Here is a 24,068-nt window from a genome sequence, read left to right as displayed (position 1 = left end):
CAATCAGCCGAGCAGGGCGGCGAACGACCAGAGGTTGCCGTCGGCGTCGCGCGCGCCGAACTCGCGCTGACCGTAAGGCATGTCGCGCGGCTCGTAGTCGATGGTGGCGCCGGCTGCCTTCGCCTGGTCGAACATCTGGTCCACCTCGGCTGGGGTCGCGAGGTAGACCATCACCAGTGAGTGCAGCTTGCCGACGGCCGAAGCCGGCTCCATCTGGCCGGGATGCGGCCTGGCCAGGAAGACCGTGTTGTCGCCGAGCCGCACGCTGGCCGCGACCGCCGTCCCGTCCGGCCCGCTGGTCAGCTCGCCGCGCTCCATCCCGAAGGACCGGACCAGGAAGTCCTGGCTGGCCGGCACGTCCGCGCAGAAGAGAAAAGGGGAGACACTGGGCGTCGTGGGTACTCGCATGCCGAAAAGCTAAACCCGCGACCGGTTTCCAGCCAAACGGCAAAACCTGAGAATGATTCATGTTCCTTGGAGGTAGGCCGTACCGGCGGTATGCTATTACTCGTCGGTAACGAAGCCGCGGCAGCACGGATGGAGACCCATGACCAGCACCACGCCGGCCAACCCAGGTCAATACACCAGCACGCCGACGACCATCGGCGGAGTCGTCGGCGCGCCGTCGGCCGCCAGGGCGGCTCAGCTCGTCCGGCGAGCCTCCGGCGGCAAGGACTCCGCCCCGGTGGAGATGACCGCCCCGTTCACCGGGCTGGTCAACGCCACCCTGCCGCAGGCCACCGACGCGGACGCCAGGCGGGCGTTCGCGAACGCTCGCGAGGCCCAGCGGGCCTGGGCGGCCACGCCGATCGCGGATCGCCAGCGCGTGCTGATCCGGCTGCACGACCTGCTGCTCGAACGCCAGGACGAGGTGCTCGACCTGGTGCAGCTGGAAGCGGGCAAGGCCAGGATGGACGCCTTCGACGAGGTCTGCTCGAGCGCGCTGGTGGCGGCCTACTACGGCAAGCACAGCGCGAAGATCCTCGGCGCGAAGCGGTCGGCCGGGTTGATCCCGGTGCTGACCAAGGCGGGCGAGCTGCGCCACCCCAAGGGCGTGGTCGGCATCATCTCGCCGTGGAACTACCCGCTCGCGCTCACCGCGATGGACGTGTTCCCGGCGCTGGTGGCCGGCAACACCGTGGTGCAGAAGGCGGACAACCAGACCGCGCTGTCCGCGCTGTGGCTGCACGAGCTGGCCGAGGAGGCCGGGCTGCCCGCCGGGGTGTGGCAGATCGTGCTCGGCCGCGGTTCCAAGATCGGCGACGCGATGGTCGAGGAATCCGACTACCTGTGCTTCACCGGGTCCACGCCGGTCGGCAAGAAGCTGGCGGGCCAGGTCTCGACCCGGCTCACCGGCTATTCGCTGGAGCTCGGCGGCAAGAATCCGATGGTGGTGCTGCCGGACGCGAACGTGGCCAAGGCGGCCACCGGAGCGGTCACCGCCTGCTTCTCCTCGGCGGGCCAGCTGTGCGTCTCGGTCGAGCGGATCTACGTGCACGAGAGCATTCGCGAGGAGTTCGCCCGCGCGTTCGTGGCCAAGACCGAAGCACTCCGACTGGGGTCCACATTGGACTACGGCGCGGACATGGGGTCGCTGACCTCCGCCGACCAGCTGGAGTCGGTGTCCGCCCACGTGGAGGACGCCAGGGCCAAGGGCGTCACGGTGCTGACCGGCGGCCGCGCCAGGCCGGACGTCGGGCCGCTGTTCTACGAGCCGACCGTGCTCACCGGGGTGACCGAGGACGTCCGGCTGTTCGCGGAGGAGACTTTCGGGCCGGTGGTGGCGATCTACGGCTACACCGATCTCGATGACGCCGTCGACCGGGCCAACGACACCTCGTTCGGGCTGAACGCGAGCGTCTGGTCCCGCGACGGCGCCGCCGGCTGGGCGGTCGCCGCCAGGCTGAAGGCCGGCACGGTCAACGTGAACGAAGGCTACGCCGCGACCTTCGGCAGCGTCGCGGTACCGATGGGCGGGATGAAGGAGTCCGGCGTCGGCCGCCGCAACGGCCCCGAAGGGCTGCTGAAGTACACCGAATCCCAGTCCATCGCGGTCCAACGTGGACTCAAGCTGCGCCCGATGCGCGGCCTGCCGCCGAAGCTGTGGACGAAGAGCATGACGGCCAGCATGCGGGTGCTCCGCCGCCTCCCCGGCCGCTGACCGAACACGCCCAACGTGACGTTTGGCTCGTTCTATGGGCCGAACGTCACGTTGGGCTCGTCGCGTCCGCGGGTTTGCTGAGCAGGCCCCGGTCGTAGGCGATGGCAACCGCCTCCGCCCGCCGCGCGGCGCCGAGCTTCGCCATCACCCTGGACAGGTGCACGCTGACCGTCTTCTCGCTGATGTAGAGCTCGGCGCCGACCTGCCGGTTGGTGCGGCCGAGCGCGACCCGCTCCAGCACCGCGCGCTCCCGGTCGGTCAGCGGGTCCAGCACGTCACGCCGCGGTGCCTGCGCCACGCCGGGCAGGTCGAGCCTGGCCCGCTGCGCGAGATCGCGCACCGCGTCCAGCAGCGGCGCGGCGCACAACCGCTCCGCCACCCGGTGCACCTCGGCCAGCTGGTCGGTGATCGCGGCCTGATCGGGCTGGTCACCGGCCAGCATCGCCTCCGCGTAGTGCCAGCGGCAGATCGCCTGCTCGTAGACGGCGCCGTAGTCGAAGGCGGCCACCGCCGCGGCCCATGCCACCGCGTCCGCGGCCCCGGACAGTCCGCTGGCCGCGGCTTCGGCCCTGGCCAGCCAGGCCCTGCCCTCCGGCCCCATCGTGCCGCCACGCGGGCGGCCGTGCTCGGCGCAGTCGCGGACGTGCGCGAGCAGCGCCTCTCCGTCGCGCACCGCGGCCGCCGCGGTTTCGGCGTCACCCCGTGCCCTGGCGTGCGCGGCCTGAGCGGACGCGGCGGCGATGCCGAGCGCGCCGAGTCGCAGGCCGCCGAGCAGCAGCGGCTCGAACTCGGCCAGCCGGCCGATGGCCTCGTGCGCCTGCCGCACGCCCTCGGCGAAGTCGCCGCGCCAATGCGCCAGCTCGATCGCCGCGGCGCCGCCGCTGATCGGGATCTGCACGTCGGTCCGCCACTGTGGACGGAGCCCGACGACGATCTTCTCCGCGGTCGCGAACTGGCCGCGGCCGACCACGATCGCCACCCAGGCGGCGGCCATCCTGGCCGCGACCGCGCTGGAGACCCCGCGCCCCGGGCTGCTGCCCGCGGCGGAGCGCTCCGGCCAGTCCCCGCTGACGTAGCGCAGGCCGAGATGCCTGGCGCGCACCTCGAGACCGAACGAGCTCCAGTTCAACCCGGACTCCTCGGCCCGCTCGATGCCCCGCCGGTACAGCTCGATGGCCTCCGGCAGCTCCGCCTGCTCGTCGTAGCTGAGCGCGAGGAAGTACATCGCCCGCAGTTCGACGTTCAGCGCCCCGGCGTCCCTGGCCTTGCGCTCGGCCTGCCGCAGCCGGTCCCGCGCCTCGCCGACGTCGCCGGCGTTGTCGGCCAGCGTGCCGAGGGTGACCAGCGCGGACGCCTCGGCGCCGCCGGTACCCGCCGCACGGGCATCGGCGACCGCGGTCTGCGCGCTCCAGAACGAGTCCTCCCGCCTGCCCGCGGCACGCAGGATCATCGCCCTGGTGGCCAGCACCCAGGCCCGTACCGCGCTCGGCTCGGCATCGGCGACCAGGTCCCACGCCTCGCCGATCGCCGCCAGCGGGCCTTCGATCGGCCCCTCCTGCGCGCCCAGTGCCTCGGCGAGCCGGCGCCACGCCTTGGCCGCGCGGTCCACGTCGACGCTGTCGTCCAGTTGCTGCACCGCGGAACGCGCGTAGGCGACAGCCCGCTCCGGCTCGCCGGACGTGCCCGCGAAGTACGAGGCCTCCCCCAGCAGCTTCAGCTCGTCCACCCCGTCCGGGCGGCCCGCCACCGGCACTGCGTCCCAGATCTCCAGCGCGTGCTCGATGTGCCGCAGCGCCGAGCCGGGGGCGCCGAGCTTCTCCGCCTCCTTGGCCGCGCGCAGCAGAGCGGCCAGCGCCGTGCTCAGGTCCCTGCTCTCCAGGCTGTGGTGCGCCAGCTGCGCGTCCCGGCCGCGGCCGGCCGGCTGGGCGAGCAGCCTCGCCGCGTAGACCGCGTGGGTGCGGGTGCGCTCGCCCGGCAGCAGGTCGCCGTACACGGCTTCCTGCAGCAGCGCGTGCCGGAACGTGTAACAGCCCTTTTCGATCACCAGCACGTGGTGCTGCACGGCCTCCCGCAGCGCCTCGTCCAGCTCCAGCTCGCCGAGGCCGGAGACCTCGGTGAGCACCGCGTGCGACACCGAGCCGTTGGCCACCGACGCGATCCGCAAGGCGCGGCGGGTATCCGGCGAAAGCTTCTCCAGCCTGGCCAGCAGCACCTCGGCCAGCCCGGCGGGCAGGTCCTGGCAGTCCGAAGCGGACGCCAGCAGCTCTTCGGCGAAGAACGGGTTGCCCTCCGAGCGTTCGACGATGCTGTCGATGAACTCCTGGGTGACCGGACCGTCCGCGAGCGCCTCGACGAACCTGCGCGCCTCGGCGTCGCCGAACGGCCGCAGCTCGAACCGGCGGACCGTGGCCAGCCGCACCAGCTCCGCCAGCAGGGCGCGCAGCGGATGCCGCCGGTGCACGTCCTCCTCCCGGTAGCTGGCCACGATCAGCAGCCGCTGGGCGCGCAGCCGGGACAGCAGGAAGGACAGCAGGTTCCGGGTGGAACCGTCCGCCCAGTGCAGGTCCTCCACCACCAGCACCACCGGACGGTGCTCGGCGATCTCGGTGAGCACGCCGAGCACCGCGTCGAACAGCTGGAGCTGGCCGAGGTCGTACTCGGTGCGCAGCCGGCGCCCCGGGTCGTGCTCGGTGGAGGTGACCCCGGCGTGCTCGGCGGCCGGAGCCGGGGCGAAACCGACCTGGGGCAGCAGCCTGCCGAGTGCGGGCCGGCCGTGCACGGCGCCGGCGATCTGCTCGTCCGGCGCGCCGGCCAGCGGGCCCAGCGCCTCGGCGAACGGCAGGTAGGGCAGGCCGCCCTCCCGCACGTCGAGGCAACGGCCGACCAGTACCAGCGCACCCAGCTCGCCCGCGTACGCACCGAGTTCGCTGAGCAGACGGGTCTTGCCGACCCCGGCGTCGCCGGCCAGCAGCACCGCGCCCGCCTCGCCTCGTTCGGCTTCGGCGAACGCGGCCCGCAGCCTGCGCAGCTCTTCGGCACGCGCGACCAACGGGATTCCGGAACCAAGACGGGGCACGATGAGCATTGTTCCCTACCCCACCGACATTCCCGTCAGGCTTTTCCGGCGCCCGTCCATGGTCACTACCGCTAGCTCGCGCGCTGCCACGACTCGGCGGTCTCGTCGTGGTCCGCCCGCCGCTGCTCCGGCACCTGCACCTCCGGCGGCCTTCGCCGGCGCCACCGAGCGGGCTTCCGGCCTGCCGGCCGTTCCGCGACCCAACGGCGTCGGCCGGCCCGGTTCAGATCCTCGGCCCGGTAGGCGATCTCGACCCGCACCGCGTCGTAGTACCAGTCGCCCCTCATGGCGATCCCCGCTTTCACTTCGATGGTTCTTCTCCGTCGAAGTGAAGAGTGCTGCTGAGGGCACCCCGCCGGCATCGGGTGATCACCCATCGCGGCCGCGGCAGCGGGGCCGCCGGACCCCTTACTCCGCCTGGCCCCTGCTCGGCGGGGTAAGGGGTACGCGGCTAACGCAGGTCGAGGCCGCCGGCGCGCACCGCCGCCAGCAGCCCGCGCCAGGCGCCGGCACTGGCGAGCAGCAGGCCCGCCGCCGGGTTCTTGGAGTCGCGAACGGCGGTCCCGCCGCTGGTCAGGGCCACTTCGACGCAGTCATTGCTGCCGCCGCTGTAGCTGCTCTTGCACCAGTCGAGCCGGGAGAACTCTGCGTCGGACATAACTTCCCCACTCCTTAGTCTTTCCTCAGTAAGGGCAGCCGCCCGGCAGCCTCGGCGATCAGCTCGAGCGTGTCGTCCGGTTTCAACGCGGCAGCACGCAAATGGTCGAACATCATCGAATAGCGGTGTACATCGGGGGGCATCTCGAGGTAAAAGCCGCTGGGTGTGCTGTCCACGTAGACCACGTCCGGATCGGCCTGTTCGGGGAAGCCCAGGATGAGGAACGGCCCCTCCATCCCGGCGTGCGCGCCGGCACCGAAGGGCACCACCTGGATGGTCACGTGCGGCAGTTCGGCCAGCTCCAGCAGCCTGGCGAGCTGCTCGGCCATCACCTCGGGCCCGCCGACCCTGCGATGGATCACCGCCTCGTCGATCACCGCCCAGTACTGCGGCGGCGACGGGTCGGTGAGCAGCTCCTGGCGGAGCATCCTGGCCGCGACCCGGCGCTGGATCTCGGTCTCGTCGGCGTCCGGGCGCATCGCCCTGATCACCTGGTGGGTGTAGCGCTCGGTCTGCAGCAGGCCGGGCACCAGCAGCGCCTGGAACGCGCGCAGCGAACTCGCGTCCGCCTCCAGCCCGACGAAGGCGCCGGTGAACACCTCGTTGTAGGCATGCCACCAGCCGCGCTTCCTGGCTTCCCTGGCGAGCTGGACCAGCGCCTCGCGCTCGTCGCCGGCCAGACCGTAGAGCTCGAGCATGTCGCGGACGTCACGGGGCGTCACACCGACGTGCCCGGTTTCGATCCGGCTTATCTTCGATGCCGAGCATTCGAGTTTCTCGCCGACCTCGTCGATGGTCAGGTCGGCGGCTTCGCGTAACCGGCGCAGCTCACTGGCAAGCCTGCGCCGTCGAACGGTAGGACCCTGACCTCGCGTCATGACCGTACCTCCGTATCGACCTCGGCTGTCTTCGGTAATACCTAATGCCATATCTAACCAGCCGTCCGCACACTCGGTGATGTCTTGACCATCTCGAATGGACTCGTCCGCCACCAATCGGCGGACTGCAATTTGCAAATTGCCGATGTACGCTCTGTGTCCGGGTCCTTTCCGGGGCTCTGCTGGGTGATAAGCGGCACGTAACGAGGGACGCTCGGGGAGGCGATGTGGTTCGGCGCGACTCCATGGTCGGTCCCCTGCAGACGGCCGTCCATCGCAGACTGGACGAACTCACCCGATCGATCACCGAGACGGAGCCGGAAGAAGCCGCCGAAGTGGGCCGGCGACAGCTCGCTTTGCTGGCCGACGCATTGCGGTCGGTCCTCGCCGAGCACGAGCCGGACGCCAGGGGACGCTGCCCGGCGTGCCGCGGCAGACTGTCCAGAATGCTGCTCCGCAGGCGCAGCCGGACGCCGTGCCGGGCCTATCTGGCCGTATTGCTCAGGCTGGACGACGGCACCGGCGGCGGCGAACAGGTGCCACCGGTTACCCGGCATCACAGACGGAGGAAGCAGAACCTGCGTTACGCAAGCTGAACGCTTCCTCATCAGGAGAGTCCGGGGTCGCCCCCCGATCGATCCCGGCCTCTCTTCTGCACGCTCAGCAGCTCTTGGTCCAGCTGCATTCCAGCTCGTCGCCCGGCGCGTCCGCGACCATGACCGCGGGCCGGCGCGGCGGGTCGACGGCACCGCCGTACTGGGCCAGCCTGACCGCTACCGCGTCCTCCAGCGGACGGCTGCTCCGCAGGGTCTGGTTCGCGACCATGGCGAACACCAGTTCCGTGCCGTCGGCCGCGGTGACGTAACCGGACAGTGCGCTCACCCCGGTGAGGGACCCGGTCTTCGCGTGCACCTTGCCCTCGGCCGCGGTGCCGCGCATCCGGTTGCGCAGGGTGCCGCCGATCATCGGGTCCGCCACCCCGGCCACCGGCAACGACGCGTAGAACCGGTCGAACCAGGGCTTCCCCCGTGCCGCGAGCAGCAGCGCGGAGAGCTGGTCCGGTGCGACCTGGTCCATCCTGGACAGTCCCGAACCATCCACTGTGGACATAGCTGCGGGGTCGATGCCCAATCCCGGCAACGCTTTGTCCAACGCGGACAGGCCGTCCGGCCAGGTGCCATCGGCGCCGGCGGCCCGGCCGGCCGCCTTCACCAGCGCCTCCCCGTGCATGTTGTTGGACAGCTTCATGAACGGGGTGAGCAGTTCGCCCAGCGGCATCGAGTCGCGCCCGGCGAGCACCTCGGCCTGCTGCGGGGTGCCGCCGGCGGTGGTGCCGCCGAGCACCCGCACGCCGTATTTCGCCAGTGCGTCGCGGAACACCGCGGCGGCCAGCAGAGAAGGCTCCCAGACCGCCATGTACTCCTCGGCGGGATCGGCACCGGCCGGAATGGACCCGCTGACGGTGAAGGTGTTGTCGCCGTGCTCGCGATCCACGGTCACCGACGCGGCCCCGCCGGCCGGGCCGGTGGTCGCCGTGTTCACCGCCCGCAGGTAGCCGCTCGGCGGGTCGAATTCCACCCGCGCCGGGCCGCCCGGCGTGCCGGGGCGCACCCGCACGATCACCGAACCGGCGTCGTAGTCGGTGTCCGGCGCGATGGTCAGCGCGGAGGTCTGCGCGCTGTAGTAGTACGGCTCGTCGTCCCATGCCCAGCCGAGCCCCAGCCTGGTCCGGTCGAAGAAGGTGTCGTCGGCGATCAGCCCGCCCCGCACCACCCGCACCCCGGTCGCCGCGACGGTGGCAGCCAGCTTGTCGTAGTCGGCAGCGAGCATGGTCGGGTCGCCGCCGCCGCGCAGGTGCAGATCGCCGGTGAGCACCGATCCCAGCCGCCTTCCGGTACCGGCCACGCCGGTGTGGAAGCGATACCCCGGACCGAGGACGTCCAGCGCGGTGGCGGCGGTGAGCAGCTTGGTGTTCGACGCCGGCTGCCGCCGCCGATCGCTCTGCCTGGTGTAGAGCACCTCGCCGGTGCTTGCGGCGCGTACCACCACGCCGACGTCGGCCCCGGCCAACGAAGGGTCGGCCAGGATCGTGTCAAGGTCGCGGCCGAGCGAGTCACCGCCCTGCGCGGTCGGCGCGCCGGCAGGCCCGGCCAGTAACCCGGCGAGCAGGAGCAGCAGGACGGTCACGCGCAGGGGACGGGAAGTCGCCACGGCAAACCCCATTCGGCAGGCAGCACCGGGATCCTAGAGGATCGGGCCCGCCGTGCGGAGCGATCAAACAGTGCTCAAACGATGCGGAGCAGGCCCTCCTGGACCACGGTGGCGATCAGCGTGCCGTCCTCGGCGAAGAACCGGCCGGTGGCCAGTCCCCGCGCACCGGAGGCGGTCGGGGACGCGCTGTCGTAGAGGAACCATTCGTCCGCGCGGAACGGGCGGTGGAACCACAGCGCGTGGTCGAGGCTGGCGCCGAGCACCTTGTCCAGGTCCCAGTAGACGCCGTGCCTGGCCAGTACCGAGTCGAGCAGGGTCATGTCCGAGGCGTAGGTGAGCACGCAGACGTGCAGCAGCTGCTGGTCCGGCAGCACCCCGTCGGCGCGCATCCACACCTGGTTGCGCGCCGGGCGGTCACCGCTGTCCCTGGTGACCCACGGCGGGTCGTTCACGTAGCGGAGGTCGATCGGCCGCGGCCGGTCGTGGTGCCCGATCCGGCCGAAGTACCCCTCGGCCCGTTCCATCAGCGTGGGCAGGGAGTCCGGGCGCGGCACGTCCGGCATCTCCTCGGCGTGCTCGATGCCGGGCTCATCCTTCTGGAAGGACGCGGACAGCGAGAAGATCGCCTTGCCGTGCTGGATCGCGACCACCCGGCGGGTGGTGAACGAGCGGCCGTCCCGGATCCGGTCGACCTCGTAGACGATCGGCACGCTCGGGTCGCCGCCCCGGATGAAGTAGGCGTGCAGCGAATGCACCCGGCGCTCTTCCGGCACCGTCCGCCCGGCCGCGACCAGTGCCTGGCCGGCGACCTGCCCGCCGAACACCCGGACCGGGGAGTGCGCCGGGCTCACCCCGCGGAAGATGTTCTCTTCGATCTTCTCCAGGTCCAGCAGTGCGACCAACCGGTCCAGCATGGCCTGACCGCCACCAGAACCGGCGTCCAGGCCGGACGCCGCTTCCCGCGCCAACTCTGTCATGCCCGTGACCCTAACCGCCCGAAGTACGCGAAACGCGCTACGCGTGGTCCTCTTCACCAAGGCGGTGCACCCGGATCAGGTTCGTCGAACCGACCGTGCCCGGCGGCGAGCCGGCGACGATGACCACCAGGTCACCGGCCTGGTAGCGGCCCATCTCCAGCATCGCGTGGTCCACCTGCTGGATCATCTGGTCGGTGGAGTCGACGAAGTCCACGATCCGGGTGTCCGTGCCCCAGGTCATGGACAGCTGGCTGCGCACGCTCTCCTCGGGGGTGAACGCGAGCAGCGGCAGCCGGGTGTGCAGCCGGGCGAGCCGGCGCACGGTGTCACCCGACTGCGTGAAGGCGACCAGCGCCTTGGCGTTCAGCCGCTCGCCGATGTCGCGCGCCGCGTAGGAGATCACGCCGCGCTTGGTCCGCGGCACGTGGCTCAGCGGCGGCACCACCGGCGAGTCGGTCTCCACCGCCTCGACGATCCGGCCCATGGTCCGCACGGCCTCGATCGGGTAGCGGCCGACGCTGCTCTCGCCGGAGAGCATCACCGCGTCCGCGCCGTCCAGCACCGCGTTGGCCACATCGGACACCTCGGCCCTGGTCGGCCGGGAGTTGTTGATCATGGAGTCGAGCATCTGGGTGGCCACGATGACCGGCTTGGCGTTCTCCCTGGCGATCTGGATCGCCCGCTTCTGCACCAGCGGCACCTGCTCCAGCGGCAGCTCCACGCCGAGGTCGCCGCGGGCCACCATCACCCCGTCGAAGGCCAGCACGATGGCCTCGAGGTTGTACACCGCCTCCGGCTTCTCCAGCTTGGCCACCACCGGCACCCTGCCCTTGCCGACCCGGTCCATCACCTGGTGCACCAGGTCGATGTCGGCCGGGGAGCGGACGAAGGAGAGCGCGATGAAGTCCACGCCCAGCTCGAGCGCGAACTCCAGGTCCTCGATGTCCTTGTCGGACAACGCCGGCACCGAGACGTCCATACCGGGCAGCGACACGCCCTTGTTGTTGCTGACCGGCCCGCCTTCGGTGACCTTGCAGACCACGTCCGGGCCCTCGACACCCTCCACGACCAGGCCGATGTTGCCGTCGTCCACCAGCAGCCGGTCCCCCGGCTTGGCGTCCTTGGCGAGGCCCTTGTAGGTGGTGGAGACCCGGTCGTGGGTGCCGGCGACCTCCTCGACGGTGATCCGGACGATGTCGCCGGTGCGCCACTCGACCGGGCCGCTGGCGAAGGTGCCCAGCCGGATCTTGGGGCCTTGCAGGTCGCCGAGGATGCCGACCGGCTTGCCGGTCTCCGCCGCGGCGGCCCTGATCAGGTCGTACACCTGCTTGTGGTCGCTGTGGCTGCCGTGACTGAAGTTCATTCTCGCGACGTTCATCCCGGCGTCTACGAGATCCCGCACCTTCTCCGCGGTCGCGGTGGCGGGGCCAAGGGTACAAACGATCTTCGCGCGTCGGCTCACGTCGGCACAGCTTAGTGCCTTGGCGCCGTCAAGTCTGTACCGATCCCGGAACCGATCCCGAAAACTTGCCGTCGCCCAGCTCAAGGTCGGGTTACCAGCGGTTAGCGCGGTGGTTTCTCGCTCACCCCGACGTGGTCGCGGGCCCACTCGTTGAACGGCCGCAGCTGGCGCCACGCCTTGCGCACCCGGTCCAGGCAGGCCCGTTCGTGCAGGGTGTCGTCGGGCTCCCAGACCCGGACCGCGTACAGCGAGCGATGCCGCAGCAGGTCCAGCCGGGGATGGTCGGCGGGGTAGCCGCGTGGCTTCGTCTTGAGCGCGTCGCCGGCGATCTCCCAGCCGGACCGGCGCAGCTTCGCCAGAATCGCGGCCAGCGCCGTGCCGTGGATCTCGGTGTCCACCGCGGTCCGGAACCTGGCCAGCTGGTCCGCGGCGAGGTGGAAGCAGCCGCCGCCGGCGCGCAGTCCGGCCGAGCTCAGCTCGACGTAGTAGGCGCCACCGCCGCGGCCCTGTTCGAGCACGCCGCCGCAGTGCGTCTTGTACGGGCTCTTGTCCTTGGCGAAGCGCACGTCCCGGTGCGGCCGGAACACCTTCGCCTCGCCGAACTCCGCGCCGAACTCGGGTTCCAGCTCGGTGAGCAGCGCCTCCATCGGCGCGCGCACGTCAGCGCGGTAGGTGGCGAGATTGTCTTCCCAGTACGGCTTGGAGTTGTCCGCGAGCAGGCCGTCGTAGAACTCGACCGCGTACTCCCCGAACCCTGCGAACTTCACCCTCGCACGATAATCCGCCCCCCGAGACGACCGTCCGTGAAGGGCACCTTGCCTACTTTGGAAGTAGGCAAGGTGGCCTTCACGGACTTGCCGGGGAGGCGGTCAGCGGGCGAGTGCGGTGATCAGCTCGCCGTTGGTGGTGTCGCCGGAGAGCTCCCAGAAGAACGAACCGCCGAGCCCCTGGCTGCGGGCGTAGGCCGTCTTGCCGGCGATGGTGGACGGGGTGTCGTAGCTCCACCACTGGTTGCCGCAGTGCGCGTACGCGGTACCGGCGATGGTGCCGGTGGCCGGGCACTTGCTCTTGAGCACCTTGTAGTCCTCGATCCCGGCCTCATACAGGCCCGGCGCGGCGCCGGTGGCCGTGCCGCCCGGGGCGGACTGGGTCACGCCGGTCCAGCCGCGACCGTAGAAACCGATGCCCAGCAACAGTTTGGCCGCCGGGACACCCTTCGACTTCAGCTTCTGGATCGCAGCGTCGGAGTTGAAGCCCTGGGTCGGGATGCCGTTGTAGGAGTTCAGCGGCGAGTGCGGGGCGGTCGGGCCCTTCGCCGCCCAGGCACCGAAGAAGTCGTAGGTCATCACGTTGTACCAGTCCAGGTACTGCGCGGCGCCGCCGTAGTCGGCCGCGTCGAGCTTGCCGCCCTGGCTGCCGTCCGCGGAGATCGCGGCGGTGACCAGCTTCGAGCCGAACTTGGCCCGCAGCGCGCTCGACAGGTTCTTGAACGCGGCGGGACCGCTGGTGTCACAGGTCAGCCCGCAGGCGTTCGGGTACTCCCAGTCGATGTCGATCCCGTCGAAGACACCGGCCCAGCGCGGGTCGTTGATCAGCTTGTAGCAGGAGTCGGCGAAGGCGGCCGGGTTCCGCGCGGCCTGGCCGAAGCCGCCGGACCAGGTCCAGCCGCCGAAGGAGAAGAGCACCTTGAGGTTCGGGTGCATCGCCTTCAGCCGCTTGAGCTGACCGAAGTTGCCGCGCAGCGCGCCGGCGTCCCAGGTGTCGCTCTTGCCGTCCACGCTCTGGTCGGCGCCGTAGAACTTGTCGTAGTCGGCGTAGGCGTCACCGAGCGCGCACTGGCCGTTGGTGACGTTGCCGAAGGCGTAGTTGATGTGCGTCAGCTTGGCGGCCGAGCCGCTGGTCTCCACGTTCTTCACGTGGTAGTTGCGCCCGTAGACGCCCCACTGGGTGAAGTACCCGAGCACCTTGCCGACCGCCGCGGGCGTGGCGTTGGTCGCGTTCTCGGCTGGCGTGGCTGTGTTCGCAGCGGAAGCCGGGGCCACCACCGCGACCACCATCAGGCCGGCGGCCAGCACACCACCGAAAGTGAACAGCTTGCGTCTCTTCGTTTTGGACATGCTCTCTCCGATCACCGTATGTAGCAGGGTTGATACGGCGGGACAATCATGAGGTTAAGTGGACTAGACCAATATTTCAATGGTTTAGACCACAATCGCGAGCCAATGGAGCAACGGACTGGTACCGACGGCGCATCCTGGTGCTTGCCCGCGGCCGCGCCCGGTGTTCTCCTTGCCGGATGATCATCCAAGACGGACCGGGGCACTGATGCGCGTCGACGGGCGCACCCTGCGCTGCACCGACGTGGTGACCGTGGCAGGCACGGACGGCCCGCTGCGCGTGGACGTGCCGCCCGCGGCGATGCGGGCCGCCGAAGACGGCTGGCGGCTGGCCGAGGACCTGAGCACCCGGCGGGTCGTCTACGGCCGCACCACCGGGGTCGGCGCCAACAAGGAGGACACCGTCACCACGGACGACTCCACCGAACACGGCCTGCGCCTGCTGCGCAGCCACGCCGGCGGCAGCGGCGACGTGATGGCGCCGGGACAGGTCCGGGGCATGATGCTGATCCGGCTCAACCAGCTGGTGGCGGGCCGGTCCGGGATCAGCCCGGTGCTGATCGAGGCGCTCGCCACCGCGTTGCGCGCCGGCGCGCTGCCGCTGGTGCACCGGCTCGGCGCGATCGGCACCGGCGACCTGGCCCCGCTGGCCGAGACCGCGCTGGCACTGGCCGGCGAGCGGCCGTGGTCCGAACGCGGCGTGCCGCCGGTCCCGGTGCACGGCGGGGACGCGCTGGCGTTCATGAGCAGCAACGCGGCGACACTGGCCGAAGCCACCCTGGCCGCCCTCCGGCTGGACACCCTGACCAAGGCTGGCCACGCGGTCGCGGCCCTGTCCTACATCGCGCTGGACGGCAACCCGGAGGCCTACGCGACCCCGGTGCACCAGGCCAGACCGCACGCCGGGCAGGTCGAATGCGCCGGGCAGATGCGCCGGCTGCTCGGCATGCACAGCACGCCGAAACCGGGCGGCCGGATCCAGGACCCGTTCGGGCTGCGCGCCTTCCCGCAGGTGCAGGGGCCCGCCCTGGACGCGATCCGCTCGCTGCGCGACGTGCTGACCATCGAGATCAACGCCAGCACGGAGAACCCGATGATCTCCGTGGAGCACGGCGACGCCTACCACCACGCGCACTTCCACACCGCATACGTCTCGGCCGCGCTTGACCACGCCCGCGCCACCGTGCACCAGGTGGCGGAACTGTCCGCGGCCAGGCTCGGCGACCTGGTCGAGCCGGAGTTCACCGGGCTGCGACCGTTCCTCGCGGCCGGGCCGCCCGGCAGCTCCGGGGTGATGATCCTGGAGTACGTCGCGCACGACGCGCTCACCGAACTGCGGCACGCGGCACTGCCGGTCACCCTCGGCACGGCCGTGGTCTCCCGCGGCATCGAGGACCACGCCAGCTTCTCCACCCAGGCGGCGAGGGCCGCCACCAAGGCCTGCGGCGCCTACACCCAGCTGCTGGCCTGCGAGCTGGTGGCCGCCGTGCGCGCACTCCGGATGCGCGCCGCCGACCTGGTTGAACTGCCCGTCCGCGAGGCTTACGAGCAGGCCTGCGCGGTACTCGACCCGTCGCTGGAGGACCGCCCGCTCACCGACGACATCGCCCGCGCAGCCGGCATCCTCGACCTACTCGCCCGAATCTGAGCCCTGTCGAGCCCAGTCGAGCCCAAAAGCCCTCAAGGCCACCTTTGCAACCTTGGAGGTAGCAAAGGTGGCCTTGAGGGACGTTCGAAACGGAATCAGCCGAAGAAGACTTCGGCCTCTTCGTAGCGCTCGGCGGGCACCGTCTTCAGCTCGGCGGTGGCCTCGGCCAGCTTGACCCGGACGATGTCGGTGCCGCGCAGCGCCACCATCACGCCGAAGTCGCCGTCCGCCACCGCGTCCACCGCGTGCAGGCCGAACCGGGTGGCCAGCACCCGGTCGTAGGCGGTCGGGGTGCCGCCGCGCTGGGTGTGGCCAAGCACGACCGCGCGCGACTCCTTGCCGGTGCGGGCCGCTATCTCCTCGGCCAGCCAGGTGCCGATGCCGCCGAGCCGGACGTGCCCGAAGGCGTCCTTCTCACCGGTCAGCAGCTTCTCTTCGCCGCCCTCGGGCAGCGCGCCCTCGGCCACCACGATGATCGGCGCGTACTCGCGCTCGAACCGGCGCTCGACCCACTCCACCACCTGGTCCACGGAGAACTGCCGCTCCGGCACCAGGATCACGCTCGCGCCGCCGGCCAGCCCGGAGTGCAGCGCGATCCAGCCGGCGTGCCGGCCCATCACCTCGACCACCAGCGCGCGGTGGTGCGACTCGGCGGTGGTGTGCAGCCGGTCGATCGCCTCGGTGGCGATGTGCACCGCGGTGTCGAAACCGAAGGTGTAGTCGGTGGCGCCGAGGTCGTTGTCGATGGTCTTGGGCACGCCGACCACGCCGATGCCGTCATCGGTGAGCCGCTTGGCCACGCCGAGGGTGTCCTCGCCGCCGATGGCGATCAGCGCGTCCACCTTCTGCTCGGCGAGCACGGACCTGATCCTGTCCACCCCACCGTCCACTTTGTACGGATTGGTCCTCGACGAGCGGAGGATCGTGCCACCGCGGGTGAGGATGTCCTCGACGTCGTTCAGGCCGAGCGGCCTGCTCTCCCCGTTGAGCGGACCCTGCCAGCCATTGCGGAAGCCGACGAGCTCCCAGTCGTGCACCTCGATGCCCTTGCGGACCACCGCGCGGATCACCGCGTTCAGTCCGGGGCAGTCGCCACCGCCGGTCAGCACACCGACTCGCATCAAAACCTCCGCATTTGTCCTGCGTCACACTTTTCGGCGCCAGGATAGCGGGAAACCACTTGATCGTTGCAGGAACCGGTGCGGACCCTGTCAGACCGCCTGCTACAGTCGGCGGCATGCAGCGCTATTTCTGGTTTAGCAGGCCGGCCCCGGGTGGGCCAGCCGGCGACGCCGCGCGCTGACATCCCACCCTCCGAGCCGGATCCCAAGCCGGTTCGTTGAGGTCTTCGGCGGAGCGGCTTGCAGAAAGGAAGCCCTCCGTCATGGCACCCGCCCTGTCCGCTGAAACAACCGCGTCCAGCACGACCTCCGCCGATCCGCGGCAGGCGCTGGACAACCAGCGGACCACCAGCATCAGCCCGCTGATCTCCCCCGCCCTGCTCCGGCAGGAGCACCCGATGGACGTGCCGTGCGCCGAAGTCGTGCAAAAGGGTCGCGCGGACACCGTCGAGATCCTCAACGGCCAGGACGACCGGCTGATCGTCGTGGTCGGCCCGTGCTCGGTGCACGACCCCGAGGCAGCGCTCGACTACGCCAGGCGACTGGCGGAGAAGACGGCGGCGCTGCGCGACCGGCTGCACGTGGTCATGCGGGTCTACTTCGAGAAACCGCGTACCACGCTCGGCTGGAAGGGCCTGATCAACGACCCGGCGCTGGACGGCAGCTTCGCGGTGAACTCCGGGCTGCGGATGGCCCGCAGGCTGCTGCTGGACATCACCGCGCTCGGCCTGCCGGTCGGTTGCGAGTTCCTCGACCCGATCACCCCGCAGTTCATCGCGGACACGGTCACCTGGGGTTCGATCGGCGCGCGCACCGCGGCCAGCCAGGTGCACCGGCAGCTGTGCAGCGCGTTGTCCATGCCGGTCGGCATCAAGAACTCGACCGAGGGCGACATCCAGGTCGCGGTGGACGCCACCCGCGCGGCCGCGGCCGGGCACGTGTTCGCCGGGATCAACGCCGACGGGCTGGCCGCGCTGCTGCACACCTCCGGCAACCCGGACTGCCACGTGATCCTCCGCGGCAGCGCCGCCGGGCCCAACTACGACCGGGAGACCGTGTCCGGCACCCTGGCCAGGCTGCGCGACGGCGGGCTGCCGGAGCGGGTGATCATCGACGCCAGCCACGGCAACAGCGGCAAGGACCACCTCCGCCAGGGCGGGGTGGTCAGCGAGCTGGCGGCACGGATCGGCGAAGGCGAGCGCGGCATCGCCGGGGTGATGATGGAGAGCTTCCTGGAGGCGGGACGCCAGGACCTCACCCTCGGCCGCGCCGGCGAGCTCACCTACGGGCAGAGCATCACCGACGCCTGCCTGGACTGGCCGTCCACCGCCGGCCTGCTCGACCAGCTCGCCGACGGAGTCGCCGCCCGCCGCCAGGGCAAATAGCCGACTATTCGCCCCTCGGGCCTAGCGGTTGAAGCCGCGCTGACGGCGGACGTCCTCGATGATCTGCCAGCGTTCCAGGTTGTGCTTGGCGTCGGCGAGCGCGTCATGGGCGTCCGTCGGCGGCGACGGCAGCTTCGGCTTGCCCACGTCCTCCCAGCGCTGACGCAGGTCGCGGGTGAACCGGGGCAGCTGGCGCGGCAGGGCGGGCATCGGTCCCCACAGCTGCGCCAGCGCGACGTGGTCGTAGGCGGCGAACCAGGCCCACAGCTCGATCCCGCCCGGCGGCTTGCCGAGGAACTCGAGCAGGTCGGCGCGGATCCGCTCGCGGGAGCGCCATGCCTTCTCCGCCGGCGACGGCAGCTTCGGCAGCACGTTGTCCCGCACCCACGGGCCGGCGCGGCCGGGGTCGAACTCGGTGGAGACCGCGTAGAACTCGCGGCCCTTTTCGTCCACGACACCGATCGAGACCAGGTCGATCGTCACGCCGTCCTCGATGAATTCCGTGTCGTAGAAAAATCGCACCGGGGAACCCTAGTGCGGGGCCGTCGGCGCGGTTAACCGGCCTTGGTTTCCGGCACCCGGTCGGCGTCCCGGCCGGAAGGCTGCGGCGGCACCGCCGGGGAGACCCCGGCCTGCTCGGCGGCCATCAGTTCCTTGGCCTTCGCCGCGTAGATGTCCACGTATTCCTGGCCGGAAAGCTCCATCAGGGCGTACATGATCTCGTCGGTGATCGAGCGCTCCACGAAACGGTCCCCGGAAAGGCCCTCGTACCGGGAGAAGTCCAGCGGCTTGCCGAACCGAACCTCCAGCCGGCGCGGCCACCACATCTTGGATCCGATCGGGTTGACCCGGTCGGTGCCGATCATGGCCACCGGGATGACCGGCGTGCCCGCCTCCAGCGCGATCCGGGCGACCCCGGTCTTTCCCTTGTACAGCCGCCCGTCCGGGGAACGGGTGCCCTCCGGGTAGATGCCGAGTAGCCTGCCTTCGCGGAGCAGTCGGATCGCGGTGTCCAGCGCGGCCTGCGCGGCCGAACCGCTGGAACGGTCGATCGGGAACTGCCCGACGCCGGTGAAGAACGCCTTCTTGAGCCGCCCCTTGATGCCTTTTTCGGTGAAATACTCCTGTTTCGCCGGGAAGGTCACCATTCGGCGCACCCGGATCGGCATGAAGAACGAGTCGGCGACGGCGAGGTGATTGCTGGCCAGAATGGCGCCGCCGGTCTCCGGGATGTTCTCCGCGCCGGTGACCTTGGTCGGCCAGAGCAGCTTGAGCAGAGGCCCCAGCAGCACGTACTTCATCAACCGGTAAAGCACCGCGACAAGCCCTCCTAGCTGCCCTGACCTTCGGCCTGATCAGCAAGCCTACGAACAGGGTGGGCAGGCGCACAACGTCTGCCCCCCGGTTGCGTGGCGCTCGCGAGCAAGGTCACATCGTGGCAGATCGGACGGGTTGGCCGCCACGCGCCCACAACCCGGCTCCGCCATGCGACGATAGACGCCACGACTGGCCCGAGGGAAGGCGACCGAGCATGCCCGTGCTCCCCGGTGCGGAACCGTTCTCGCACACCGGCTCCGGTGCGGTCGGCGTGCTGCTCTGCCACGGCTTCACCGGCAGTCCGCAGAGCATGCGGCCCTGGGGCGAGCACCTCGCGGACGCCGGTTTCACCGTGCGCGGACCGCGGCTGCCAGGGCACGGCACCACGTGGCAGGAGATGAACCGGACCACCTGGCAGGACTGGTACGGCTGCGTGCGCACCGAGCTGCTCGCACTGGCCGAAACCTGCACCTCGGTGTTCGTCTTCGGCCAGTCCATGGGCGGCACCCTGACGCTGCGGCTGGCCCAGGAGTTCGGCGACCGGATCGCCGGGCTGGTGCTGGTCAACCCGTCGGTGACCACCTTGCGCTGGGACGCCCGCCTGCTCCCGGTGCTGGCCAGGACGCTGCCCTCGGTCAAGGGGCTGGCCGGCGACATCGCCAAACCGGGGGCGACCGAGCTGGCCTACCCGCGGGTGCCGGTCCGGGCCGCGGCCAGCCTGAGCCGGCTGTGGCGGCTGGTCCGCGCCGACCTGCCGAAGGTAACCCAGCCATTGCTCCTGCTGCACTCGGTCGTTGACCATGTGGTGGAGCCGGTGAACTCACGGATCATCCTCGACGGCGTGCGCAGCACGGACCGGACCGAGGTACTGCTGGAGAACAGTTTCCATGTCGCAACCCTGGACAACGACGCGCCGCTGATCTTCCAGCGCAGCGTGGAGTTCGTGCACTCGGTGCGCAGAGCCGGGCAGGTCGGTGCCTCGTGAACCGCAACTTCGACAGTGATGGACCGGACGATGTGGACGTGGACGCCACGTTCGCCGCGATCGTGGCCGACCTCCGCGCGGAGGGCGTCGGGAACCTGGTTTCAGACGTCGAAGACAGCGAAGACAGCACAGCCACCAAACCGGAGAAGCCGAAACCTCCTGACCCCGAGCCACCGGCCGCCACCGCGACCGGCTGGCGGACCGGCGGCACCGACTGGGACGCCACCCTGCTCGGCAAGGAACCGACGAGCGGCGCGGACGAGGAAGAGCACTACGTACCGCCGGAGCCGCCGCCACTGCCGAAGCCGCGCAAAGGCGCCTTCATCGTGCTGTTGTTCTTCGTGGTCGGCCTGCTGCTGCTGATCGCGCCGGGGGTCGTTGGCATCGGCGAGACGCTGGCCGTGCCGCTGGGCATCCTGTCACTGGCGATCGGACTGGCCCTGTTGCTCCTCCGGGTGAAACAGGGTCCGCCGGACGGCGCGGACCCCTCCACCGGCGCGCAGGTCTGACCGTTTCGCGAGAAACTCGCGGCATGGACATCGAGTTCACCCCTTCGCGCCGGTCCACGGTCGGCGCAGAGTGGGAACTCGCGCTGGTGGACCGGCGCAGCGGTGAGCTGGCCTCGGTGGCGGAGCGGATCCTGGACGAGATCCGCCCTGCCGACGCGGAGGAGCATCCCAAGGTCAAGCAGGAACTGCTGCTGAACACCATCGAGATCATCACCGGGGTGTGCCGCACGGTCCGCGAGGTGGCGGCCGACCTCGGCGAGTCACTGGACCTGCTGCACTCGGTGACCGACCCGCTGGGGGTCGAGCTGTTCTCCGCCGGCACCCATCCGTTCTCCACCTGGTACCAGCAGAAGGTGACGGACAAGGAGCGCTACGCCAAGCTGATCGACCGCACCCAGTGGTGGGGCAGGCAGATGCTGATCTACGGGGTGCACGTGCACGTCGGCATCGACCACCGCGACAAGGTGCTGCCGGTGCTGGACGGCCTGCTCAACTACGCGCCGCACCTGCAGGCGCTGTCCGCGTCCTCGCCGTTCTGGGGCGCGGAGGACACCGGGTACGCCTCCAACCGAGCGCTGATGTTCCAGCAGCTGCCCACCGCCGGGCTGCCGTTCCAGTTCGCCAGCTGGGCGGAGCTGGAGAGCTATGTGGACGACATGTTCGTCACCGGGGTGATCGACCACTTCTCCGAGATCCGCTGGGACATCCGGCCGGCGCCGCATTTCGGCACCATCGAGATGCGGGTGTGCGACGGGCTGCCCACCCTGGAGGAGGTCGCCGCGATCACCGCGCTCACCCAGTGCCTGGTGGACGACTTCAGCGTGCGGCTCGACGCCGGGGAAACCCTGCCGACGCTGCCGCCGTGGCACATCCAGGAGAACAAGTGGCGTGCCGCGCGGTACGGCACCGACGCGATCATCATCCTGGACGCGGCCGGCCGTGAGCGGCTGGTCACCGACGACGTGCTCGAGCTGCTGAACCGGCTGGAGCCGGTGGCCAAGCGGCTGGACTGCGCGGACGAGCTCCGCGGCGTGGAGACGATCCTGACCTGCGGCGCGAGCTACCGGCGGCAGCGCGCGGTGGCGAGTCAGTGCAACGGCAGCCTCAAAGCCGTCGTCGCCTCCCTCATCGCCGAGATGCGCGACGGCATCCCCCGCCCCTGACCGCTTCCGGCGCGTCCGTGAAGGGCACCTTGCCTACGTTGGAGGTAGGCAAGGTGCCCTGCACGGACAAAGGCGGACCGTTAGCGGAGGCCGGAGTCGACGGCGGACATGAGGGAGCCGGTGTCGCCGGACATCTCCCACGCCATCGCGCCGAGGAGGCCCTTGCTCTTGATCCAGGCGGTCTTCTTCGCGATCGACCACGGGTCGTCGAAGGTCCACCACTGCCCGCCGTTGCCGGTGTAGCAGAAGCTGGCCACCGCGGCCTCGTCGTGGCGCGCCGTGCAGTTCGGCACGCTGGCCATCAGGTTGGCGTAGCCGCGGGTACCGGCCTCCTCCGCGAACTGGCCGGGCGCGGCCCCGTTGGCGGACTGCCACTCACCCTGTTTGCCGCCATCGGCGACGCCCTGCCAGCCGCGCCCGTAGAACGCCAGTCCCAGGGTCAGCTTCCGCGGGCTCACCCCGGCCTTCAGGTAGGTGTCGACGGTGTTCTCCACGCTGAAGCGGACGGCGTACGGGTCGTCCACGTCCGGGTAGAGGTTGCCCTGGTGACCGGTGCGGTTCGGCTCCCACGAGTTGTCGCTGCCCGAGCCGTGGAAGTCGTAGCCCTGGACGTTGAAGATGTCCAGCGACTTGGCCGCCTCGGCCAGCTCCCAGCCGGCGTCGATCTTGCCGGGGTCGGCCGGGGTGAACGCGGTGAGCTGGTACCGCTTGCCGTTCTGCGCGCCCAACTCGTCGAGCTGGCGCCGGAACTCCGCCATCAGCAGGCTGTTGTTCCGCTTGTCCGCCGGGCTGAAGTGGTTGCCCGCATGGCCTTCCGCGCCGGGCCATTCCCAGTCCAGGTCGATCCCGTCGAAGATGCCGGCCGCCGTGCCCGGCCCGCCCGCGTTGTTGTACGAGGGCAGGTTGCCCTTGATGTAGGTGTCCAGGCAGGAGCTGACGAACTTGCGGCGGGACGCGTCGGTGGCGGCCACGTCCGAGAAGTACTTCGAGTAGGTCCAGCCGCCGAGTGAGATCAGCACCTTCAGGTGCGGGTGCTTGGCCTTCAGCTTCTTCAGCTGGTTGTAGTTGCCGCGCAAGGTTTCCCAGCCGGTGTCGCCGACCCCGTCCACCGACTGCCCGGCGGACATCGGCCTGCTGTAGTCGGCTTCCGCGTCCCCGGCGCCGTCGCCCTGGTTGGGGTCCTGCGGATTCGGCGAGGTGCCCTTGGTGACGCCGTGGAGGCAGGTCAGGTTGACCGGGTCGATGTTGCCGAAGGCGTAGTTGATGTGGGTCAGCTTCGCCGCCGCGCCACTGGTGTCGAGGTTGCGCACGAAGTACTGGCGGCCGTAGATGCCCCACTGCACGAAGTACGCGACCTTGGCGTGGCCGTTGACTATGTCGCTGGTGGTCACCACGAGCGGGGTGCCGGCGGCCGACGTGTTGTCGAAGCCGTCACGGGCGCGGACGGTGAAGCCGTACTTGGTGGACGGCGCGAGTCCGGTCACCTTCGCCGTGGTCCCGGTGACGGTGAGCGCCAGTTTCGCGTCGGTGTAGACGTCGTAGGCGACCACCCCGGTGTTGTCCGTGGCCGCGTTCCAGGCGAGAGAGACACTGCCCGCGTCCACCGCGGTCGAGCGCAGGTTTCCCGGCACGGTGGGCGCCTGGGTGTCATCGCCGGGGTTGTTGGTGCGCACCACCGCGGGGGCGCTGGCCGGCGAGGCGGTGCCCTTGCGGTCCTTGGCCACCACGGTGAAGGTGTACTCGGTGTTGGGCGTCAGCCCGGAAACGGTGGCCGTGGTGCCGGGGACCGAGGCGGCGAGCGTGCCGCCGCGGTAGAGGTCGTAGCCGGTCACCGGCAGGGAGCCCGGTTTCGCCGCGTCCCAGGCCAGTGTCACGGTCTTGGTCGTCTTCACGGTCACCCGGAGGTTTCCCGGCGCGGCCGGTGCGGTGTCCGCCGAGCCGTCGCAGTTCGCGTCGTCCACCCGGCAGCTGGTCGGGGTCACCGGCGAGCTGAGCCGGAACGTCGGGTTGTACGGATGGGTGGACCGCCCTGGCTGCAGGGTGTTGATGTAGTAGGCGGGGGTCAGCGTGACCTGGGTGCCGGTCTGGCTGACCGTGCCGTTCTCACCGGTGCTGGCGGTGACCCCGGCCGGCAGCTCGAAGCTGACCGACCAACCGGTGATCGCCGCGGAGCTCTTGTTGGTGACGGTGTAGGAACCGGTGTTCCCGGTCAGGGTGAAGGCGGCGCCGAGTCCGCCGGCCGCCTGTGCCGGGGCGTTCACGGCGACCGCTGTGGTGCCGGCCAGCACCACCGCGGCCATTACGCCGAACAGTCTATGCAGGGTTCGTCTCATTGCTGCTCCCCAAGCGCGATAAGGAAAGTGGAGCGAAATGTGGTCTAGACCACATCGCAATGTAGCG

21 protein-coding genes are annotated in these 24,068 nt (G+C 70.3%); 7 read left to right on the top strand and 14 right to left on the bottom strand.

What is annotated here, in order from left to right; translation table 11 throughout:
* Positions 1–3: 3 nt before the first annotated feature.
* Positions 4–408 carry a VOC family protein gene (locus AMYNI_RS0129735; protein WP_026361109.1) on the bottom strand — a complete coding sequence of 135 codons (405 nt, stop codon included), beginning with the start codon at positions 406–408 and terminating at the stop codon, positions 4–6.
* Between the two features lie 139 nt (positions 409–547).
* Here AMYNI_RS0129735 and AMYNI_RS0129730 point away from each other — a divergent pair, with 139 nt between their 5' ends.
* On the top strand, positions 548–2,161 hold the full coding sequence (locus AMYNI_RS0129730; protein ID WP_020671738.1) for a succinic semialdehyde dehydrogenase: 1,614 nt from the start codon (positions 548–550) through the stop codon (positions 2,159–2,161).
* 46 nt (positions 2,162–2,207) lie between these two features.
* On the opposite strand, the gene AMYNI_RS0129725 is transcribed toward AMYNI_RS0129730, so the two are convergent.
* The 4 genes from AMYNI_RS0129725 to AMYNI_RS0129710 form a co-directional block, all read right to left on the bottom strand.
* A complete protein-coding gene (locus AMYNI_RS0129725) occupies positions 2,208–5,246 on the bottom strand; it encodes a helix-turn-helix transcriptional regulator (RefSeq protein WP_026361108.1) in 3,039 nt (1,012 codons plus the stop codon).
* 62 nt (positions 5,247–5,308) lie between these two features.
* Positions 5,309–5,524: a hypothetical protein gene (locus AMYNI_RS0129720; RefSeq protein WP_020671736.1), complete on the bottom strand. Its 216-nt coding sequence runs from the start codon at positions 5,522–5,524 to the stop codon at positions 5,309–5,311.
* Between the two features lie 164 nt (positions 5,525–5,688).
* Positions 5,689–5,895 carry a DUF397 domain-containing protein gene (locus AMYNI_RS0129715; RefSeq protein ID WP_020671735.1) on the bottom strand — a complete coding sequence of 69 codons (207 nt, stop codon included), beginning with the start codon at positions 5,893–5,895 and terminating at the stop codon, positions 5,689–5,691.
* A 14-nt stretch (positions 5,896–5,909) separates the two neighbouring features.
* Positions 5,910–6,773 (bottom strand): helix-turn-helix domain-containing protein, encoded by an 864-nt coding sequence (locus tag AMYNI_RS0129710; protein WP_020671734.1) that lies wholly within the window; start codon positions 6,771–6,773, stop codon positions 5,910–5,912.
* Positions 6,774–7,000: 227 nt separating this feature from the next.
* On the opposite strand from AMYNI_RS0129710, the gene AMYNI_RS0129705 reads away from it, so the two are divergent.
* A complete protein-coding gene (locus AMYNI_RS0129705) occupies positions 7,001–7,369 on the top strand; it encodes a hypothetical protein (protein WP_051116378.1) in 369 nt (122 codons plus the stop codon).
* Positions 7,370–7,433: 64 nt separating this feature from the next.
* Here AMYNI_RS0129705 and dacB read toward each other — a convergent pair whose 3' ends face one another.
* The 5 genes from dacB to AMYNI_RS0129680 all read right to left on the bottom strand — a co-directional run bounded on the left by dacB (position 7,434) and on the right by AMYNI_RS0129680 (position 13,480).
* On the bottom strand, positions 7,434–8,984 hold the full coding sequence (gene dacB / locus AMYNI_RS0129700; RefSeq protein WP_169515779.1) for a D-alanyl-D-alanine carboxypeptidase/D-alanyl-D-alanine endopeptidase: 1,551 nt from the start codon (positions 8,982–8,984) through the stop codon (positions 7,434–7,436).
* A gap of 74 nt (positions 8,985–9,058) precedes the next feature.
* Positions 9,059–9,961 carry an acyl-CoA thioesterase II gene (tesB, locus tag AMYNI_RS0129695; RefSeq protein ID WP_020671731.1) on the bottom strand — a complete coding sequence of 301 codons (903 nt, stop codon included), beginning with the start codon at positions 9,959–9,961 and terminating at the stop codon, positions 9,059–9,061.
* Positions 9,962–9,998: 37 nt separating this feature from the next.
* The gene (gene pyk, locus AMYNI_RS0129690) at positions 9,999–11,423 is read right to left on the bottom strand and encodes a pyruvate kinase (protein ID WP_026361107.1); all 1,425 of its coding nucleotides are present in this window, start codon (positions 11,421–11,423) and stop codon (positions 9,999–10,001) included.
* A gap of 101 nt (positions 11,424–11,524) precedes the next feature.
* Positions 11,525–12,190 (bottom strand): DUF2461 domain-containing protein, encoded by a 666-nt coding sequence (locus AMYNI_RS0129685; protein ID WP_020671729.1) that lies wholly within the window; start codon positions 12,188–12,190, stop codon positions 11,525–11,527.
* 102 nt (positions 12,191–12,292) lie between these two features.
* Positions 12,293–13,480 carry a glycoside hydrolase family 18 protein gene (locus tag AMYNI_RS0129680; protein ID WP_157358082.1) on the bottom strand — a complete coding sequence of 396 codons (1,188 nt, stop codon included), beginning with the start codon at positions 13,478–13,480 and terminating at the stop codon, positions 12,293–12,295.
* A 265-nt stretch (positions 13,481–13,745) separates the two neighbouring features.
* Here AMYNI_RS0129680 and AMYNI_RS0129675 point away from each other — a divergent pair, with 265 nt between their 5' ends.
* The gene (locus AMYNI_RS0129675) at positions 13,746–15,188 is read left to right on the top strand and encodes an aromatic amino acid ammonia-lyase (RefSeq protein WP_026361106.1); all 1,443 of its coding nucleotides are present in this window, start codon (positions 13,746–13,748) and stop codon (positions 15,186–15,188) included.
* Between the two features lie 95 nt (positions 15,189–15,283).
* Here AMYNI_RS0129675 and AMYNI_RS0129670 read toward each other — a convergent pair whose 3' ends face one another.
* Complete coding sequence (locus tag AMYNI_RS0129670) at positions 15,284–16,309, bottom strand: 6-phosphofructokinase (RefSeq protein ID WP_020671726.1); 1,026 nt, start codon at positions 16,307–16,309, stop codon at positions 15,284–15,286.
* A gap of 263 nt (positions 16,310–16,572) precedes the next feature.
* Between AMYNI_RS0129670 and AMYNI_RS0129665 the strand changes: the two genes are divergently transcribed.
* Positions 16,573–17,694 (top strand): 3-deoxy-7-phosphoheptulonate synthase, encoded by a 1,122-nt coding sequence (locus AMYNI_RS0129665; protein ID WP_020671725.1) that lies wholly within the window; start codon positions 16,573–16,575, stop codon positions 17,692–17,694.
* A gap of 21 nt (positions 17,695–17,715) precedes the next feature.
* Here the strand turns inward: AMYNI_RS0129665 and AMYNI_RS0129660 are convergent, their stop codons facing one another.
* On the bottom strand, positions 17,716–18,216 hold the full coding sequence (locus AMYNI_RS0129660; RefSeq protein WP_020671724.1) for a polyadenylate-specific 3'-exoribonuclease AS: 501 nt from the start codon (positions 18,214–18,216) through the stop codon (positions 17,716–17,718).
* Positions 18,217–18,248: 32 nt separating this feature from the next.
* Complete coding sequence (locus AMYNI_RS0129655) at positions 18,249–19,010, bottom strand: lysophospholipid acyltransferase family protein (RefSeq protein ID WP_020671723.1); 762 nt, start codon at positions 19,008–19,010, stop codon at positions 18,249–18,251.
* A gap of 215 nt (positions 19,011–19,225) precedes the next feature.
* Here AMYNI_RS0129655 and AMYNI_RS0129650 point away from each other — a divergent pair, with 215 nt between their 5' ends.
* From AMYNI_RS0129650 to AMYNI_RS0129640, 3 genes are read left to right on the top strand one after another with little or no spacing between them, the layout of a single operon-like run.
* Positions 19,226–19,996, top strand: a complete 771-nt coding sequence (locus tag AMYNI_RS0129650; protein ID WP_020671722.1) for an alpha/beta hydrolase — start codon at positions 19,226–19,228, stop codon at positions 19,994–19,996.
* Positions 19,993–20,505, top strand: a complete 513-nt coding sequence (locus tag AMYNI_RS0129645) for a hypothetical protein (RefSeq protein WP_020671721.1) — start codon at positions 19,993–19,995, stop codon at positions 20,503–20,505. Before AMYNI_RS0129650 ends, AMYNI_RS0129645 begins: the two co-directional genes overlap by 4 nt.
* Positions 20,506–20,528: 23 nt before the next feature.
* Positions 20,529–21,668, top strand: a complete 1,140-nt coding sequence (locus AMYNI_RS0129640; RefSeq protein ID WP_020671720.1) for a glutamate--cysteine ligase — start codon at positions 20,529–20,531, stop codon at positions 21,666–21,668.
* An 80-nt stretch (positions 21,669–21,748) separates the two neighbouring features.
* On the opposite strand, the gene AMYNI_RS0129635 is transcribed toward AMYNI_RS0129640, so the two are convergent.
* The gene (locus AMYNI_RS0129635; protein ID WP_020671719.1) at positions 21,749–23,968 is read right to left on the bottom strand and encodes a glycosyl hydrolase family 18 protein; all 2,220 of its coding nucleotides are present in this window, start codon (positions 23,966–23,968) and stop codon (positions 21,749–21,751) included.
* Positions 23,969–24,068 lie beyond the last annotated feature (100 nt).

Origin of the sequence: Amycolatopsis nigrescens CSC17Ta-90 (assembly GCF_000384315.1) — a bacterium.
Lineage (GTDB): Bacteria > Actinomycetota > Actinomycetes > Mycobacteriales > Pseudonocardiaceae > Amycolatopsis > Amycolatopsis nigrescens.
Note: the sequence above shows the minus strand (reverse complement) of the source record. Positions and strands in the feature narration are given on the sequence as shown.

Coding starts and splice junctions, on each gene's coding strand:
- AMYNI_RS0129665 (WP_020671725.1), top strand. CDS start 16,573: ATGGCACCCGCCCTGTCCGCTGAAACAACCGCGTCCAGCACGACCTCC.
- AMYNI_RS0129725 (WP_026361108.1), bottom strand. CDS start 5,246: ATGCTCATCGTGCCCCGTCTTGGTTCCGGAATCCCGTTGGTCGCGCGT.
- AMYNI_RS0129710 (WP_020671734.1), bottom strand. CDS start 6,773: ATGACGCGAGGTCAGGGTCCTACCGTTCGACGGCGCAGGCTTGCCAGT.
- AMYNI_RS0129730 (WP_020671738.1), top strand. CDS start 548: ATGACCAGCACCACGCCGGCCAACCCAGGTCAATACACCAGCACGCCG.
- AMYNI_RS0129670 (WP_020671726.1), bottom strand. CDS start 16,309: ATGCGAGTCGGTGTGCTGACCGGCGGTGGCGACTGCCCCGGACTGAAC.
- AMYNI_RS0129635 (WP_020671719.1), bottom strand. CDS start 23,968: ATGGCCGCGGTGGTGCTGGCCGGCACCACAGCGGTCGCCGTGAACGCC.
- AMYNI_RS0129650 (WP_020671722.1), top strand. CDS start 19,226: ATGCCCGTGCTCCCCGGTGCGGAACCGTTCTCGCACACCGGCTCCGGT.
- AMYNI_RS0129735 (WP_026361109.1), bottom strand. CDS start 408: ATGCGAGTACCCACGACGCCCAGTGTCTCCCCTTTTCTCTTCTGCGCG.
- AMYNI_RS0129680 (WP_157358082.1), bottom strand. CDS start 13,480: ATGGTGGTCGCGGTGGTGGCCCCGGCTTCCGCTGCGAACACAGCCACG.
- tesB (WP_020671731.1), bottom strand. CDS start 9,961: ATGACAGAGTTGGCGCGGGAAGCGGCGTCCGGCCTGGACGCCGGTTCT.
- AMYNI_RS0129715 (WP_020671735.1), bottom strand. CDS start 5,895: ATGTCCGACGCAGAGTTCTCCCGGCTCGACTGGTGCAAGAGCAGCTAC.
- AMYNI_RS0129720 (WP_020671736.1), bottom strand. CDS start 5,524: ATGAGGGGCGACTGGTACTACGACGCGGTGCGGGTCGAGATCGCCTAC.
- AMYNI_RS0129640 (WP_020671720.1), top strand. CDS start 20,529: ATGGACATCGAGTTCACCCCTTCGCGCCGGTCCACGGTCGGCGCAGAG.